At 44.6% G+C, this 16,361-nt stretch carries 17 protein-coding genes; 6 read left to right on the forward strand and 11 right to left on the reverse strand.

The window, feature by feature from the left end:
• Positions 1-15: 15 nt before the first annotated feature.
• The gene (locus tag AB6E85_RS19830; protein ID WP_050632577.1) at positions 16-651 is read left to right on the forward strand and encodes an START domain-containing protein; all 636 of its coding nucleotides are present in this window, start codon (positions 16-18) and stop codon (positions 649-651) included.
• A gap of 42 nt (positions 652-693) precedes the next feature.
• Here the strand turns inward: AB6E85_RS19830 and AB6E85_RS19835 are convergent, their stop codons facing one another.
• From AB6E85_RS19835 to AB6E85_RS19850, 4 genes are all read right to left on the reverse strand, one after another.
• The gene (locus AB6E85_RS19835; protein WP_017061527.1) at positions 694-1,218 is read right to left on the reverse strand and encodes a hypothetical protein; all 525 of its coding nucleotides are present in this window, start codon (positions 1,216-1,218) and stop codon (positions 694-696) included.
• Between the two features lie 8 nt (positions 1,219-1,226).
• On the reverse strand, positions 1,227-1,613 hold the full coding sequence (locus tag AB6E85_RS19840; protein WP_372143913.1) for an MAPEG family protein: 387 nt from the start codon (positions 1,611-1,613) through the stop codon (positions 1,227-1,229).
• Positions 1,614-2,239: 626 nt separating this feature from the next.
• The gene (locus tag AB6E85_RS19845) at positions 2,240-2,707 is read right to left on the reverse strand and encodes a YjiG family protein (protein WP_004737023.1); all 468 of its coding nucleotides are present in this window, start codon (positions 2,705-2,707) and stop codon (positions 2,240-2,242) included.
• The gene (locus AB6E85_RS19850) at positions 2,707-3,444 is read right to left on the reverse strand and encodes a nucleoside recognition domain-containing protein (RefSeq protein WP_048610036.1); all 738 of its coding nucleotides are present in this window, start codon (positions 3,442-3,444) and stop codon (positions 2,707-2,709) included. Before AB6E85_RS19850 ends, AB6E85_RS19845 begins: the two co-directional genes overlap by 1 nt.
• 526 nt (positions 3,445-3,970) lie before the next feature.
• Between AB6E85_RS19850 and AB6E85_RS19855 the strand changes: the two genes are divergently transcribed.
• Together AB6E85_RS19855 and nhaD are read left to right on the forward strand one after the other, a co-directional pair.
• Positions 3,971-4,147, forward strand: a complete 177-nt coding sequence (locus AB6E85_RS19855) for a hypothetical protein (protein WP_017061524.1) — start codon at positions 3,971-3,973, stop codon at positions 4,145-4,147.
• A gap of 254 nt (positions 4,148-4,401) precedes the next feature.
• Complete coding sequence (nhaD, locus tag AB6E85_RS19860; RefSeq protein WP_372143856.1) at positions 4,402-5,841, forward strand: sodium:proton antiporter NhaD; 1,440 nt, start codon at positions 4,402-4,404, stop codon at positions 5,839-5,841.
• 14 nt (positions 5,842-5,855) lie between these two features.
• On the opposite strand, the gene AB6E85_RS19865 is transcribed toward nhaD, so the two are convergent.
• From AB6E85_RS19865 to AB6E85_RS19875, 3 genes are all read right to left on the reverse strand, one after another.
• A complete protein-coding gene (locus AB6E85_RS19865; protein WP_372143858.1) occupies positions 5,856-6,242 on the reverse strand; it encodes a hypothetical protein in 387 nt (128 codons plus the stop codon).
• Positions 6,243-6,412: 170 nt separating this feature from the next.
• Positions 6,413-6,895, reverse strand: coding sequence for a methylated-DNA--[protein]-cysteine S-methyltransferase (locus tag AB6E85_RS19870; RefSeq protein ID WP_372143860.1), 483 nt, complete (start codon positions 6,893-6,895; stop codon positions 6,413-6,415).
• Between the two features lie 25 nt (positions 6,896-6,920).
• Positions 6,921-8,297, reverse strand: a complete 1,377-nt coding sequence (locus tag AB6E85_RS19875) for an AlkA N-terminal domain-containing protein (protein WP_372143862.1) — start codon at positions 8,295-8,297, stop codon at positions 6,921-6,923.
• A gap of 243 nt (positions 8,298-8,540) precedes the next feature.
• Here AB6E85_RS19875 and AB6E85_RS19880 point away from each other — a divergent pair, with 243 nt between their 5' ends.
• A complete protein-coding gene (locus AB6E85_RS19880) occupies positions 8,541-8,744 on the forward strand; it encodes a hypothetical protein (RefSeq protein ID WP_048614087.1) in 204 nt (67 codons plus the stop codon).
• A 215-nt stretch (positions 8,745-8,959) separates the two neighbouring features.
• Here the strand turns inward: AB6E85_RS19880 and AB6E85_RS19885 are convergent, their stop codons facing one another.
• Positions 8,960-9,850 carry a LysR family transcriptional regulator gene (locus AB6E85_RS19885; RefSeq protein WP_029405267.1) on the reverse strand — a complete coding sequence of 297 codons (891 nt, stop codon included), beginning with the start codon at positions 9,848-9,850 and terminating at the stop codon, positions 8,960-8,962.
• A 154-nt stretch (positions 9,851-10,004) separates the two neighbouring features.
• Between AB6E85_RS19885 and AB6E85_RS19890 the strand changes: the two genes are divergently transcribed.
• Positions 10,005-10,358 carry a DUF413 domain-containing protein gene (locus AB6E85_RS19890; RefSeq protein ID WP_019819999.1) on the forward strand — a complete coding sequence of 118 codons (354 nt, stop codon included), beginning with the start codon at positions 10,005-10,007 and terminating at the stop codon, positions 10,356-10,358.
• 607 nt (positions 10,359-10,965) lie between these two features.
• The gene (gene nagB, locus AB6E85_RS19895) at positions 10,966-11,766 is read left to right on the forward strand and encodes a glucosamine-6-phosphate deaminase (RefSeq protein WP_019819998.1); all 801 of its coding nucleotides are present in this window, start codon (positions 10,966-10,968) and stop codon (positions 11,764-11,766) included.
• 262 nt (positions 11,767-12,028) lie between these two features.
• On the opposite strand, the gene AB6E85_RS19900 is transcribed toward nagB, so the two are convergent.
• The 3 genes from AB6E85_RS19900 to AB6E85_RS19910 all read right to left on the reverse strand — a co-directional run bounded on the left by AB6E85_RS19900 (position 12,029) and on the right by AB6E85_RS19910 (position 15,840).
• Entirely contained in the window at positions 12,029-12,565 is a 537-nt protein-coding gene (locus AB6E85_RS19900) for an MltR family transcriptional regulator (protein ID WP_017065079.1), read from the reverse strand.
• A gap of 50 nt (positions 12,566-12,615) precedes the next feature.
• A complete protein-coding gene (locus AB6E85_RS19905; protein ID WP_009846102.1) occupies positions 12,616-13,764 on the reverse strand; it encodes a mannitol-1-phosphate 5-dehydrogenase in 1,149 nt (382 codons plus the stop codon).
• Between the two features lie 183 nt (positions 13,765-13,947).
• A complete protein-coding gene (locus tag AB6E85_RS19910; RefSeq protein WP_372143866.1) occupies positions 13,948-15,840 on the reverse strand; it encodes a PTS mannitol transporter subunit IICBA in 1,893 nt (630 codons plus the stop codon).
• Positions 15,841-16,361: the final 521 nt, after the last annotated feature.

Raw genomic sequence — 16,361 nt, forward strand, 5'->3', positions numbered from 1 at the left:
TTTTATGGAAGAATAATGACGTTACCTAGGATTTTGGTACTTGGCCTCTGCGCCCTATCGACACTGACTTATGCCAACCCTTGGCAGTTCGTCAAAAGTGAAGATGGCATCATGATTGATAAAAGGCCACACAGCGAAGGCTTGGTCGAAATACGAGCGCAAATGCAAACGCCCACCACTTACTCCGGTTTTTTACTGTTATTGGAAGACAGTGAGAACGTGCCAAACTGGATAGATAATGTATCGCAAAGCCGCGTGTTGATGCAGATATCTGAAGATGAAAACATCGTCTATACCCAATTCAAAGCACCGTGGCCTGCTAGAGATCGAGACATGGTGACCTACTCAAAGTACAGCATCGAGGATGGGCAGTTTGTCTTGTCGATAAAGGATGCGTCGAACTATTTGGCGAAAGAGTCGGGGTACATTCGAATCTACGATGTGGACGCTCTTTGGACGCTGCAACCGCTGACTAATGGCAATACCTACATCACCTACACCGCGTATGCGAACGCAGGGGGCATCTTACCAAATTGGTTGATGAACAAGTTATCAATAGGCAGTGCACTGAGCACATTTAAAGGGCTAAAAGAACAGTTACCAAAGTACCAAGGCCAACAGCACCCTAATCTGCCAAGTGAGTCTCGCTAACGGTACAAGTCGATAAGTAAATGGAGGAAGTAAGGTTAAAGGTTAAGGTCTTCTAGCGAGATCGCGAGCTAAGATAAGCGCCAAACCAAACACTTGGAGAAACAGGGCGATGTTCTTATAGAAAGCCATTTTCTCATCAAGCCTTTGGATTAACTCAACCAAGGTCAGGTTATCCAAATAGTAGTCATCGATTCGGGTTCGTTGCGCTTCTTGTGCACTGTTTATCAGCATCATCAGTTTCGGTAAGTGAGCCAAAGAGATACTTGGCACTTCGCTACTCACCCAACGCCTAAGTTGCCCACGCAGTGCTTCATCGAGAACTGTGGTTGGCTGCACCGTTTCTGGCTTATCAAGGTGAATCAGAATCGCTTCACGCTTGCGCTCTAGGGTTTCAATCGTATTCCAAGCAAGCTGTATTGAGTACACATTGCCGTATTTTCGATCGTTGTATTCCGCTTTCTCAGCTTCAATTTTATCGAGCACCAAGCTCGACATGACAATCGCCATGATGTTGAGTATCAAGCCTGCGAGGACAATCGCCCAAGCAGGAGGAAGACGCAACGCCATAATGCTCCCTAGAACATTTTATCAAAAGGTAGGTAAGCTAAGTTTAGGACAATCAAAGAGATCATGCAGATAAGCGTTAACACCATCCCCACTTTTCGACCTTTGAAGTTCTTCGCTAAGATCCCTTTCGCATGAATCACTCGCCCCACAATAAACGCCACACCAATGATATGAATCAGCCACACACTGGCACCATTCATCTCTAACAATCCCATCAAAATCACGGTGATTGGGATGTAATCCATAGCGTTACTTTGTGCCGAACGTGCTATCTGTAACGACTCAACACCGCCATCAGCATGAGCAACAAGATTGATTCGCCTTTGCTTGATCACCTCTATCGCTAACCAAATCATTACGACCGTCAACAAGGCTGCGTAAAGTGCTGTAACCATCATATTTCCCTATTATTTTGTGTTTACTCAGTGTTCTTTCTTATCTGTTCGACAACACCCGCCGAGATAAAATGAAAATCGCGCCCGAGCACTTGTAAGAGATCTCTCACACCGAACGTAAGAGATCACAATCAAGCTTCGCAGAAAATTCCTAAAATACAAACCCAAGCCATTGTTTTGTATGAATCCACGCATATTTCTTTCGATCACTGGGTACATTTATTTCTTGAGGTGGATTGTGAGTAAAGCCTCTGCAGTGTTTAATACACATGTCGACAGGGAGTTGGCAGGAACAGGAAAAAGCCTAACGGATTAGGTATCTTCAGGATGAAGATTTGATGGCTTAGGATGAGTTATCAGCAAGGAAGTTATGCTCTAGGATAGAGTCACTTGTCAGGATGATGAGTTAGCAAGGACACCGCTAGGACGGCGATGAATTGGATAGGTTAAAGGATTTAGCCACGTCAAGGAACGATGCAGGGAGCACCAGTTACCTATTGAAAGATAAGTAACGCGCAGTAGCAGGATGGCTACGAAAAGAATAGACCCCGTTTGGTGAAAGCCAAACGGGGTTTCCTTTTTTGTAACGTCTGAAAGCTGTTCGCAGCTAACCGTTCAAAGTCACGTTACAAAATAATGTTCATCAAGAACATTGCACCAAACGCATTCAATACCGAAATCGCAATCATCACCGGGATGTAGCGACCTTCAGTACCAATTGGCCCCATAATACGGCCCATGTATTGCACCTGAGAACCCATCAAGTAGATAGCCGGCGCCAAGATTGCAATATGGTTGCCGTTCAGAATACCTTGGTCAAACAGCGTGATAACCACGCCCACCGCGCCACCCATCGACATCCACGCACCGATCAATACCGCTGCCGCTTCGCCAGGTAAACCAAATACCGCCATGATTGGAGCAAATACACTGCCCATCAAATCCAGCGCACCCGTTATCTGCAATGCCTTGATGATCACAAACGCCATCAGAACATTCGGTACCGTAGAGGTAGTCGCAATAACCCAACCTTTCTTAGCACCTTCAACGAAAATATCAGTAACCATTGGTTTCTTTGCTTTAACTTCGCTCATTATGCTACTTCCTCTTCCAGTTTTTGTTCTTTGTCTGATTTTGGTTTGTCTTCTTTGCCTTCAGTAATGTTGAGGTAAATACGGAACAGGTTCGCGCCGACAAATTTAAAGATAAACATCACAGCAACAGCCAAACCAATTGACGACGTCACCGCTAAAGAGCCGTCCATCGCGGTTAGAGTGAACAGCACCGCACCTGAAGAGAAAAAGTTAACGATCGCCGCACCCGCCGTAAACTGGAACATGGTGAACACATCGGTTTCGCGCTTAGTGAGATGCCCTTCATCTTTCAACTGACGTGTCATCGCTGCGCCAGCATCGGTACTTTGCAAAGACGCGATCAATGCCAAGCCTGAGTTACCCGGAATACCCATCAGAGGGCGAAGCAGAGGTGTCAGCAGTTTACGAGCCGCATCCAGTGCACCGTAGTGCTCAAGTACGTTGATCATACCCAGTGCAAACATTACGGTCGGAATAAGTGTCAAAGCAAAAATGAAACCGTCGCGAGCACCACTACCGCCTTTACCACGCAGTGACGTCGTTGCCGCTTGAATACCATCGGCCGTTTCACTCACATCGTAAGCGACCTTACCGAATGAACCGTTGAGCGTTGTAAAATCGAACACTCCATACCATTCATTGGACTGCATTAAGCCTGAAAAGAACACAATCGCGAACGCGAGTGCGATATAGCTGCCGATCGTGACTTTACGATCGGTTTTGGTTGGATTAGTCATAAGGACCTCTATACATCTCGTTTATGTGGAACAGAACACGTATAGATAGTGCAAACTAATGAGCGAAAGATTAATGACCAAAATCAAATAGCGTATCGGTTTGAATAAAAGAAGCACAGCAACATATAAAACTGTGATTTGGATTTAAAAGCAGGACCATACGCTAAATAAATTAGAATATTTCACATACAAAACTAAACAAATATTGCTTCAACAGCGCAACCAAAAACGCACACAATCACCACACAAATCTGGCTTCTAGTGAGAAGTTTTTACCTAGTGCGATCTCTGATAATGTTGTAAGAGATCTCTTACATTACTTTTTTGGTCAATTTTAATTCGATTATAATACAGAGACTTAAAGAGTGATTCCGCTTCCAGAACGCAACCGTTTTCCCTTAGTTGATTGAGTTTTGAGCCAAGCTCAAACAGTGAGCCATTTTATAAAGAATTTGAGCTTAATTCGAAATTTCAGCCCTCAGAGGTGCTATAGACTTCGCGCAGCCAATATAGAAGGAGAACGGTGATGACTATGGAAATGAGAACGCTTAAATATCAAGTAATGGGCAAAGGCATGTGGATCACTGCAACGGTATCTCGCGTAGTGGCGGACAAACTTGCGCTTGAATACCAATCCTATGGCTGGCCTGTTGAAGTATGTGCAGCAGAACAAACACTGACGTTTGATCTCAATGCTGCATAATGTTGGCAATTTCGAATAAGCTCTATCGGCACTGAGTCCGGTAGGGCTTTTTCTTTAGTCTTTAGTCTTTAGTCTTTAACTTAAGTGTGGAAGACAGTAATTTTGAGTATGCAAGACCGTATTTCGTTCGCATCACAGTCTATTGCTTTCACTATAATCTATTGAATTATTAAGATATCTATCACACTGCACATGGTTATTTAGGTCTACGCTTTTACCCGTGTTAATAACTTATTAACTTCGGAGCGTAATCCATGTTAGGTATCCAGCTTTCTGCTGTTCTCTCTTTGTTACTCTTTTCTACGGTAGCAGGTGCTGCCACTTCTCAGTTGGGAGAACCACTCAAGCTCACCAACTCATTCGCTGGCTACCTATCCCTGACCATTTTCGTTGTCGCCTACATCGTGGTGATGATGGAAGAGTACCTAAAGCTCCGAAAATCTAAGCCAGTGTTACTTGCAGCAGGCCTGATCTGGATAATCATTGGTTTTATCTACCAAGAACACAACCTTGTTGAAGTCGCTAAGCAAGCACTCGAACACAACTTACTGGAATACGCTGAGCTCCTACTATTCCTACTCGTCGCGATGACCTACATCAGCGCCATGGAAGAGAGAAGACTGTTTGATGCGCTGCAAGCATGGATGGTAGGCAAAGGCTTTAATTTCCGCTCTCTGTTCTGGCTAACCGGTATTCTGGCCTTCTTTATCTCACCGATTGCCGACAACCTCACCACAGCTCTATTGATGTGCGCCGTGGTTCTGAAAGTCGCAGGATCTAACCCTAAATTCGTTAACCTAGCGTGCGTGAACATCGTGATAGCCGCAAACGCTGGCGGCGCATTCAGCCCATTCGGTGACATCACAACGCTAATGGTATGGCAGGCTGGCTATGTGAGCTTCAGTGAATTCATTCCCTTGTTTATCCCTTCAGTGATGAATTACCTCGTCCCAGCCCTGATCATGTCTTACTTTGTTCCCACAACTCAACCTGACACGGTTCATCAGCACGTTGAATTAAAACGCGGTGCAAGACGCATCGTGTTGTTGTTCATCATGACCATCGGCACTGCGGTTGCTTTCCACGCCGTGCTCCACTTCCCTCCTGTGATGGGTATGATGATGGGGCTGGCATATCTACAGTTCTTTGGCTATTTCTTGCGTAAGACCTTGCCAAATTCTCTGGCGAAGAAAAAAGCGGTGGCGATTGCCAACAATGATGAGGGGGCATTGAAAAGGCTCGGTTCAGTCGTACCCTTTGATGTATTTCGAAGAGTGTCGCATGCCGAATGGGACACGCTGTTGTTCTTCTACGGCGTGGTGATGTGTGTCGGTGGCTTGAGTCTACTGGGATACTTGGAGCTTGCCTCTGGCGTGATGTACAGCCAATGGGATCCAATTTGGGCCAACGTCATGGTGGGGATCTTATCTGCGATTGTCGATAACATTCCGGTGATGTTTGCCGTGTTATCCATGGAGCCTCAAATGTCGATGGGTAACTGGCTACTGATCACCTTAACCGCAGGCGTTGGCGGCAGCTTGTTATCTATTGGTAGTGCGGCAGGTGTGGCGTTAATGGGCGCGGCGCATGGCAAATACACCTTCTTTGGCCACTTGAAATGGATGCCAGTGATTATGATTGGCTATGCCGTCAGTATCGCTGCTCACCTATGGCTTAATGGTGGGCTTTTCTAATTCGGAGATCTTTTCTAATTCGAACTGTCTTTCAAAGGCTTATCAACACGTGTCCAGACGTTACTCAATTGTATCGCAGGGCATTGGTTGCAAGTTAACATCTCGCCCTGATGTTGAATTCGCATCACCAATCTAGAGTCAGTTCGGCTGCTTCCAGAATTGAACTCAATGGTGATCAAGTCATCATCAACACGATAGGTTCGAGTCACGGAATTGTCCGTTGTTTGATAAGTCACTTGCCCGGATTCAAAAAGTAGATAACTGTCATTATCTGCGTTCTCATACATACCTTTGAACAGAGCAAGCTGTGGAACCTCGAAAGGTCGGCTGGTATCAGTTAAACAACCTGTCAGCAATAATGCAGAGCTGCAGCCAGATATAAGTAACGGGAATCTATTCATTTGGGCATCCTTGCCTAGAGAACATAGTCAAAGAATATGCAACCAAATCAATATTTTCCAGAAAGCGTTGATTTTAATGCAAAGTCACATTTTAAGAACCACTCGCCTTCACTATGAGTAGTACGTGATCCTTAGCCAGCATCTCAACGAACTCATTGCCAAATCGCTTGCTAGTCTTGCTCTCTTCCCTCTATCACCAGTAAGCGCTGTTTGCGTTCTACGCCACCTGCATAACCCGTCAGCTTGCCATTTTTACCAATCACACGGTGACACGGCACAATCACTGAAACCGGATTTTTGCCATTCGCCAAACCTACAGCACGAACGGCTTTCGGGTTGCCTATCGCATCAGCCAGTTGTGCATAGCTCCAAGTCTCTCCATAAGGAATGGTCGTCAGCGCCTGCCAAACCGACTGCTGAAATGGTGTGCCCTTGGCTGCGATCGGCACAGAAAACTGAATAGCTTCGCCTGAGAAATAGCGATTTAGCTGCTCGATAGCCAATACAAAGATTGGAAAGCTATCATCTTGAACACCCAACTGTTCCGGCTTGGTGGTATGTGTCTCGAACCAAAGGCCGAGCAAGCCTTCATCGTTCGCCTGTAACGTCACGGTTCCCAATGGGCTCTCATAGTAAGTAAAACGGTTGTCCATGATATCTCCTAGCTTAGTATTCCGATTAAGACTGATTCCAACAGTGGAACGTGGCGTAACTACCCCAAGGCGAAACACTCTCCGTGTTGATGGCGGGGCGATGCTCAATAAACTTCTTCACCACCAAGTCACCAACCAACAAATGATTAGGTTCGCTTAACCCGCGAAGCAGTGCATATTGAATCGTCCAAGGCCCAATCCCTTTTAGCTCAATCCATTTGGAAGGATGCTCAGCTTCATTGTCGACCATGTATTCGGCAAAACGCTTTAGGGTCTCTTTGCGGCTTCCCGGCATTCTCAAGAAGCTAACATCAGCGTCCGCTATCTGTTTTGGTGTTGGGAAGCTGGCTTTCTCATGCTCATCAGAAAGCTCTTTCACCAATAAGTTAAGCTGACCAATCGCCGCCGTTACCGAGACTTGCTGCCCGAGAATCGCTCTCACGCCTGCCTCCCAAGCACTCCACACGCCAGGAATACGGATGCCACTCTTAGCCACCAAGTTAGGATCGATAGTCGTAAAGAAGGCCTCGACCTTGGCAATATCGACATCAAGATCGAACATCCGGCGGATATTCGCAATCAAGCTTCTTAATTGGCTTATATCATCCAACTCAAATTCAATATCCAAGCTGTTTTCTTTGGCTAAAGTCGCCTTGAACCAACCCTTTGACCCGTTCACATTTACCGTGCGCTTATAATAATCTTCGCCAACGTCTTCTAAGCCCTCAATCATTCTTCGTCGATAGAACCCCAACAAGTGGTTCCAATCTAAGGGTCCATGAAAACCAAGCTGAATATGATTACTCAGAGTGTCACTTGGCTTCGCTCGCCTAATTTGGCTTGGCGAAAGCTGCAGCTCTTTTTGAAAGGCATCATTAAAACGGCGCGTACTATTGAAGCCACTAGCAAAGCCGACATCCGTAATGCTCATGCTGCTGGTGTGCAGCAACTGCTTGGCAAACATCAATTGGCTGTACAGACTATATTGCTTGGGTGACACACCGATGTAATTGTCGAATAGGGTTCGTAAATAACGATCGGAAATACCTAACCGCGTTGCAAGGTCGACGATAGATCCTGAATTCAGTGCGCCATTATCAATCAGCTGCATCGCACGCAAGAAAGTGGTTTCGACGCCCTTCCAAGCCGGCGAAAAAGGCGCGCTGTCTGGTCGGCAACGTAAACAAGGACGATACCCCGCTTTCAATGCTTGAGCTTGATGGGAAAAATATTCGACGTTTTCTTCTTTGGGCGGACTTGCTGGGCAAATCGGGCGACAAAAAATCCCTGTCGTTTTCACCGCTGTAAAAAACATCCCATCAAAGCGAGCATCTCGCGCATATCGAGCCAAATGGCACTGCTCACTGGTTAAGGTGCTGTTGTGATTAATATTTTTCGACATGCCGTACTCTTCCCATTGACCATAGCGTTTGATCCGATACCTAAAAGTTTACCGTGAACCACCATTGTCGCTAGCCACTTTCGGAAGCGAAGGTCAGATAAATCACAAAAAAGGGTTTTAATTTTATTCAATTCGACTAAATTTAACCTAGAGAAGCCAATCTTCTCACAACGTCAACGATCGGTACTTAGCACGCCCAAGATGCAGAGACCGATCGAATATAAATATAAAAAGGAAAAGGCTATGGTTCTTCACACATGTCGTATTGTTTTATCAAACCAACAGGTTCTCACCAGTCAATCAGTCGAGCAGTCTCTAAGCTTTCTTGAAGACAAAGCGGACAACGGGATTTCTATGATTGAGATTGACGCAACGGATGGCAATAAAATCCATTCGTACATGTCACACTCTCTTGAAGAGTCTATTGAGAATTTAATGAATCTCTAGAATTTTCGAAGAATAGTGCTTTGAAGTGATAGGGCTTTTAAAAAAGGCTACACATACCAGGCTTAAACGATATTTATGGAATTAGAAACGATCTCTAATTCCGAAAAGAAGTACATTTCTGGTTTAAAACAAAAATGGCTCCCAACTATACAATTAGTTGGGAGCCATTTTTTATTGAATCTAATCAACAAAGCCATTGCTTACCACGAATGCCGTTACTCAGGCGCTTGTTCCGCGGCTTGCTGCAATGTGTAAGCCGTCGACGGGTCAATCTCATTAACCAACTTCTCAACCTGCATGATCGCATCAACCGAAGTACTGCTTTTACGGTAGCTCAGATAAATTGGGCGATACCAGTCTTCAACCCCTTTCACCTTATGCAGCTGACCCGAATCGATAAAAGGTTCGACTAGAGACACCGGAAGATACGCACTGCCGCCTTTCTCTAAAATGAAATCGAGGGCGATACGGGCTGTAGAGGTACGTAAGTACGGTGCTGGCACTTTAGGGTGACGTTCTGCGTGTTCAGAACCAAAACGTGTTCCCCAATCCACATACACATACTTGTGTTGGAATACAGATTCCAGATCATCTTGCTGCGTTGATACCAACACCAAAACCAAGTCAGCGACTTTTTTACAGTTCAGCTCTTCTGCTTTGATCTGATCGAACGCGAAAGCCATATCTAAGGTTCGTTCTAACAAATTACGGTTCAGTTGCTCGCGCCCCATCACCTCTGCCATAAAGCCGTAACCACCAAAAGAGTCAGTCACCACACTTAAACAGTTTTGCAGATACGCATCCCAAATATTCGGCGTGCCGCCCAGCGTTAACTGCAAGGCTTTACCACTCTCTAACGACAGCTCAAACTTGGCTTGTTGTAGGGTGGACACCATCACTTCGGCATAACCAATCAAACGTTCACCGGAAGATGTGAGTTTGATGTTATTGCGGTCACGAATGAAGAGTTGAGTATCAAAATAGCCTTCAAGCTGTTTGATCCGCGCACTCACCGCCGCTTGTGTTAAATACAAGTTTTCAGCTGCACGCCCAAAATGGCGCACCCTTGCAACCTCAAGAAAGGTTCTAAATACTTTCACATCCATCAAATACATCTCTGTAATAAATCTGCTAACTAGCCGATCTAGGATTGTTTATCGTAAAGGCAAAAACGTTTTGTTTCCTATTTTAGCCTTTTAACAATATTTTCGCGTGAGCAATAAACACTAATTTCTATCTAACCACATTACTGAGGCTGATATGTCTGAGACCGAATTCCGACACGGAAAAAAACGTTTTTATGACACCATTAAATTCCCGAGAGGGTTCGCTAAGTCGGGTGATTTTACTCTTTCAGAAGAGGAAATCCTAACCTTGTTTGGTGACACTATGCTTGCACTTGAAACTGGTGAACTAGCACCAATCAATGCAGAAGAAAAACACTTCATTAAAGTGTTGTCTCACCCTCATAAGGCAAAGTCCAAGTTAGAGCGTGTTTGGTTGAAGTACATTCAACTGGCTCGTGGACGCCGTCGCTTTCACACCCTAAACGGCTGCAAACGCGGCGAAGTGCCTAGGGAAGAATACGAAAGTGAGTTAGTGTTAGAAGATTAGTAAAATCGCTCAAAGTGATACCTCATCACTTTGGGCTTTTTTTTTGCCTTCAAACACACATCTTCTTTGTAATTGGTAAGTTTAGCCAACCTGTCCATTTTTACCAATATTTATATACAATTCATAGCGATAGCGTGACTAAAACACAGCTCTCGTTCAATCTTATGGGTATTCATCCCACTGAGATTCATCGTTCTTCATCCTGCCCCTGTCTTTTATCACGATAGCGCTCCATTGCCATCATTATTTTTCTAGCTTCAACTTTACCTCCAACGCTTGTCTATACGCCGAAACACGTTAATACACCAAAGTTCGTCAATGGCTAGAGCGACGCCATTATCGCAAAAGCGTATCAAAACATAGAAACACACCAACCCTTTCAGGTGCTGAATTAGATCGATATTGCTGTATATGACAAACGTATTAATCTTGTTTAACGCCACCAAATATCCATACAATAATTGTGCAATTTTGAGAGTTCCAGTCACAGATACGACGAAAAAAGCAAAAACTTGACCTAAAACAATAGCGGAACTGGATAACTTATTTTATAATGCGAATTAATGTTTCAGAACACTATAAAATTTTATTTCTAGGGGCAAAATCAATGAGACTTATTCCATTAAGCAACAAAGCAAAAGTAGGTAAATGGGCTGCTCGTCATATCGCAGATTCGATCAACAAATTCGCTCCAACTGCTGAGCGTCCATTTGTACTAGGTCTTCCTACTGGTAGCACACCTCTAACTACTTACGCTGAGCTAATTGAACTTTACAAAGCTGGCGAAGTAAGCTTCAAGCACGTTGTAACATTCAACATGGATGAGTACGTTGGTATCGAACCAAACCACCCAGAATCTTACCGCACATTCATGCACGAGAACTTCTTCAACCACGTTGATATCCAAGCAGAAAACATCAACCTGCTAGACGGCAAAGCTGAAGACATCGATGCTCACTGTGCAGCATACGAAGAGAAAATCCGTTCATACGGCAAAATCAACCTGTTCATGGGTGGCGTAGGCATCGACGGTCACATCGCATTCAACGAACCAGGTTCTTCTCTATCTTCACGTACTCGTATCAAAACGTTGACTGAAGACACTCGTATCGCGAACTCTCGTTTCTTCGATGGCGACATCAACCAAGTTCCTAAATACGCACTAACTATCGGTGTTGCTACTCTTCTAGATGCAGAAGAAGTGATGATCCTTTCTCTAGGCCACAACAAAGCTCAAGCGCTTCAAATGGCTATCGAAGGTTCTGTAAACCACATGTGGACTGTTACCGCTCTACAGATGCACCGTAAAGCTATCATCGTTGCTGATGAGCCAGCTCAACAAGAGCTAAAAGTTAAGACTCTACGCTACTTCCAAGAGCTAGAAGCTGAGAACATCCAAGACCTATAATCCTCATAGTCTTGAATAGTAGGACGTTTTTAATAAAGAGAGCGTCTTGAATAGAAAAAGCCACTGAATGTGGCTTTTTTTGTGCCTGCTGCTTTTGTATTTAATGAGGAGATGTTTCGGATATTTTTTAGAAGCACAAAAACAACAAAGCGATTTCTCCAACGAGAGAAACCGCCATCATTTTAAACTTTGTATTGAAACGAACCAACAGCTACAAGATATGTAGGATGTGAAACAAGATAAGCAGGACTGCAAACTAGCGCTAAGAGCTCAGCGCGTTATCTCGGCATAGGGTCGTAATAATGTCAGTGATAGCCAATACGATCGTCGACTTCACCTTTTGATTATGTCGCCCCAAGAACATTTCAAGCATTGGGCCAGACATCGTTTCCACCATCTCCGCGTCATATTCGATAGGCATAATACGCTGAATCGCGTGCACCTTGTTGAGCTCAAATATCACATCAACTTCTGTGAAGCTGGTGTCTTCACCCTGTATTTTCGCCCACTCTTTCAAGGTAACGAAAACCTCGAGATCGTCGTAGAGTTCTTTACTGATCACGCCAAGCCCGAGTAGCAACTTAGCACGAATCATGATCTCGCCTAACGGCCCACCACTGTTGAGAAGTGGTTCTACAACGAACTTAATTGCAGTGTCGTCTTTCTTAAAGATGTTTTTTAATACGGCATCTACCGTGTCGTCCAATGCATCGTAAGCAGCCATTAAGCAGGCGCCAGCACTCTCAGCTTCCGAAAGGGCTTCGAGTAATTCAGTTTCATGGCTTGTTTGTATTGGCATAACGGCTCGACAATAAGAAAGTGCCACTGGTGTGGCACTTTGATGGTTTATCATTTCAATGCTAGATAAGCTTCTTCCGCTAGTTTAACAACTTCTGAGTCACTATTCAGCTCAGAATAATGCGCTAATGTCTCAGCAAAGCCTTTTTCTGCGAACATTGCTTGAAGTTCAACCGCTTGTGGGTCGTCTTCGTTCTTGTAATGGAACGCAGCAGCGATTGCTTTTACTAGGTGAGCATTCGGTAGGCCGTACTCTAATGTACCGTTTAGAGGCTTAACTAGGCGGTCTTGCGGGCTCAATTTACGAATTGGCTGACGACCAACGCGGTCTACTTCATCACGTAGGAACGGGTTAGCAAAACGACCTAGAATCTTTTGGATGTAGGCAGCGTGAGCTTCTGGATCAAAGCCGTAACGCTTAATCAAAACCGCACCACTCTCTTCCATCGTCGCTGTTACTTCAGCGCGGATTACGTCATCTTCGATAGAGTCTTTAATAGTCTCATGACCTGCAAGCACACCAAGGTATGCCGTTACCAAGTGACCCGTGTTTAGCGTGAACAGTTTACGCTCAACGAAAGCCATTAAGTTATCAGTGCATTCCATACCTGGAATGTTTGGAATCTCACCTTTGAATTGTGTTTGGTCTACGATCCACTCGCTGAACGTTTCAACCGTTACCGCTAGAGGGTCTGTTTCGCCCGCTTCTGCCGGTGGAACAATACGGTCAACCGCAGAATCAACAAAGCCAATGTGCTCTTCAGTGAACGCTTTCATTTCATCAGAAAGGTGCTCTAACACGGCTGCTTTTAATTGGCTAGTACCGCGAACCATGTTCTCTGCCGCGATGATGTTCATTGGTGCAGTGTTGTTTGCTGCTGCACGCTTTTCAATGCCTTGAGCGATAGACTTAGAGATGATTTTAAGAACCGTAGGGCCTACTGCTGTCGTCACAAGATCAGACTCAGCAATGCAATCTACTACTGCGCTTGTCGCTGAGTTTACTGCTGTCACGTTCTTAACAACTTCGACAACACACTCTTCGCCAACAATCTTAACTGGGTATTCTTGGCGTTCAATTAACGCATTTACAACCGTTTCATTTACGTCAGCAAACGTAACCTTCATACCAGCATCAGAAAGAAGCTTACCAATGAAACCACGACCGATATTACCTGCACCAAAATGTAACGCTTTCATAATTTTGACCTTATAAATATTTGAATCTAGATAGCTAACTGCTCAACAACATGCCTTGACGATGTGCCCTAGGCATTAAGCAGTAAGCTATTCAGACTGAATCTTGTTAGAAAGATTAAGACCGAAAATGAGGCCAGTAGGGGGATACCGGCCTCCTTCACTCAGGAGCTTGACTAGAGCTTTTTAGTTTCCGTTGAGAATACGCAGAACATCAGCAGGGTTTGTTGTGTTCTGTAGGCACTCCACAGCTTCTTCATTATCGAGTGAATTGGTAATAGCCATCAGCACCATATTGTGCTCATCGCCTTGTGCGGCAATACCGATAACCATCTTCGCGATGTCGTCTTCATCTTCACCCCACTGAATACCTTCAGGGTACTGACAGAAAACGATGCCGGTTTTTTGTACGTACTGTTTCGCTTCGATTGTGCCGTGTGGTACTGCGATAGACTCACCTAGGTAAGTAGACACAAGCTCTTCACGAGCAAACATGCCATCTACATATTCTGGTGATACGTTGCCAAGTTTTACTAATTGTTCGCCAGCAAACTTGATTGCGTCTTCTTTTTGAGTCGCTTTAAGGCCAAGGAAGATGCTGTCGTCAGTCAGTGCAAGCTTGTTGCCTTCTTGCGCTGGAGCTGCTGCAGGAGCCGGAGCTTCTACTTTCGCTTCACCACTTTGAGCATCGACAAGCTCAGCAACTAGTTGGTCGTATACGCCGCCGTCTAGGAAGTTGCTTAGAGACATATGCATCGCACCTGGCACAGTGCTACGAGCACGGTCTGTTAGGTCTTTATGCGTAATAACGATTTGCGAATCAGCCGGTAGGTTGTTGATTGCGTAGTTGGTCACTTCAATGTCTAGGCCAGCTGTTGCTACTTTCTTACGTAGTAGACCTGCACCCATTGCACTTGAACCCATACCCGCATCACACGCTACATAAACTGCTTTTACATCCGCTAGGTTTACGTTTGCTTCTGCTGCTGCACCTTTAGAAGACGCTTTCATGTCTTTCATTTGTGCTGAAGCTTTCTCTAGTGAATCTTCCTCATCATCTTGCGCTGATGTTTTAAGAAGGATTGACGCTACAACAAACGATACTGCCGTTGCTGCGATAACCGATAGAATCACGCCGATGTAAGAGCCTTTTGGCGTCATCAGTAAGACTGCGAAGATAGAACCTGGAGATGCTGGAGAGATAAGGCCAGAATCGAACATTACGTTAGTGAATACACCCGCCATACCACCTGCGATTACCGCAAGAATTAGACGTGGGTTCATTAGAACGTAAGGGAAGTAAATTTCGTGGATACCACCTAGGAAGTGGATGATAGATGCACCAGCAGCAGATTGCTTCGCGCTACCTTTACCAAACACCATGTAAGCAAGTAGAAGACCAAAACCAGGACCTGGGTTTGCTTCGATTAGGAAGAAGATTGAGCGACCCATCTCTTCAGATTGCTGGATACCTAGTGGAGAGAAGATACCGTGGTTGATTGCGTTATTTAGGAATAGAATTTTCGCAGGTTCAACAAAGATAGATGCTAGAGGTAGTGCACCCGCTTCTACCATTGCGTTTACGCCAGCCGCAAGTCCGCCAGACAGAATCTTAACCGCAGGACCAATCACGATGAACGCGATGATCGCACAGATCATGCCGATGATACCCGCAGAGAAATTGTTCACTAGCATTTCGAAACCACTCTTCACTTTACCGTGAACAGCTTCATCAAATTTCTTAATTGCGATACCACCTAGTGGACCGACAATCATTGCACCCATGAACATTGGGATATCAGTACCAACGATAACACCCATTGTTGTGATAGCGCCAACTACCGCACCGCGGTCACCACCAACCATTTTACCACCGGTGTAACCAATCAATAGTGGCAGTAGGTATGTAATCATAGGACCAACCATTGATGCTAACGTTTCGTTAGGCCACCAACCCGTTGGGATGAATAGTGCAGTAATGAAACCCCACGCAATAAATGCGCCGATGTTTGGCATTACCATATTGGATAAGAAACGACCAAAGTTTTGAACCTTAATCTTTGCTTCTGGTGATAACATAGGTAGAACCCCGTAATGTATTGGTTGGTCAAATGACCGAAAGTGTGTACTCAAAAGTCGATTAAAATGTATCACAACATTTCCAAAATGCACCTTAGCCCAGCTTTCGTGACAACCATCACACACGAAAAACACTTTCGGGTTAACAAGCACACCTTAGATCACAAAAACACCATGAATTTAAATTACAAAGCCAAATTAATGAGAATGGATATCATTAGCACACGATCAAGATCACATTTTATTTTGTAATACTTAAAAATAAATAGTGATCAAAATCACACTTAATAAAATATAGCATCTAAGATCTATATAAACCGTATAAAAGAACATCGTGTCACGTATATAAAATATGCACCCAGATGAGCAAAATCGCTATAACTGTAATTTAATTACAAATTGGACTACATTTTGCTAAAAATACAAAACGAGACCTAACGCTCAACTAAAAACATAGACCACTGAACTGCAGTTAGCATTGATAGATGTGATATGGTATTTACCAACGCTATCGCATCATA

The organism is Vibrio sp. 10N.247.311.51 (genome assembly GCF_041467855.1).
GTDB classification, from domain to species: Bacteria; Pseudomonadota; Gammaproteobacteria; order Enterobacterales; family Vibrionaceae; genus Vibrio; species Vibrio coralliirubri.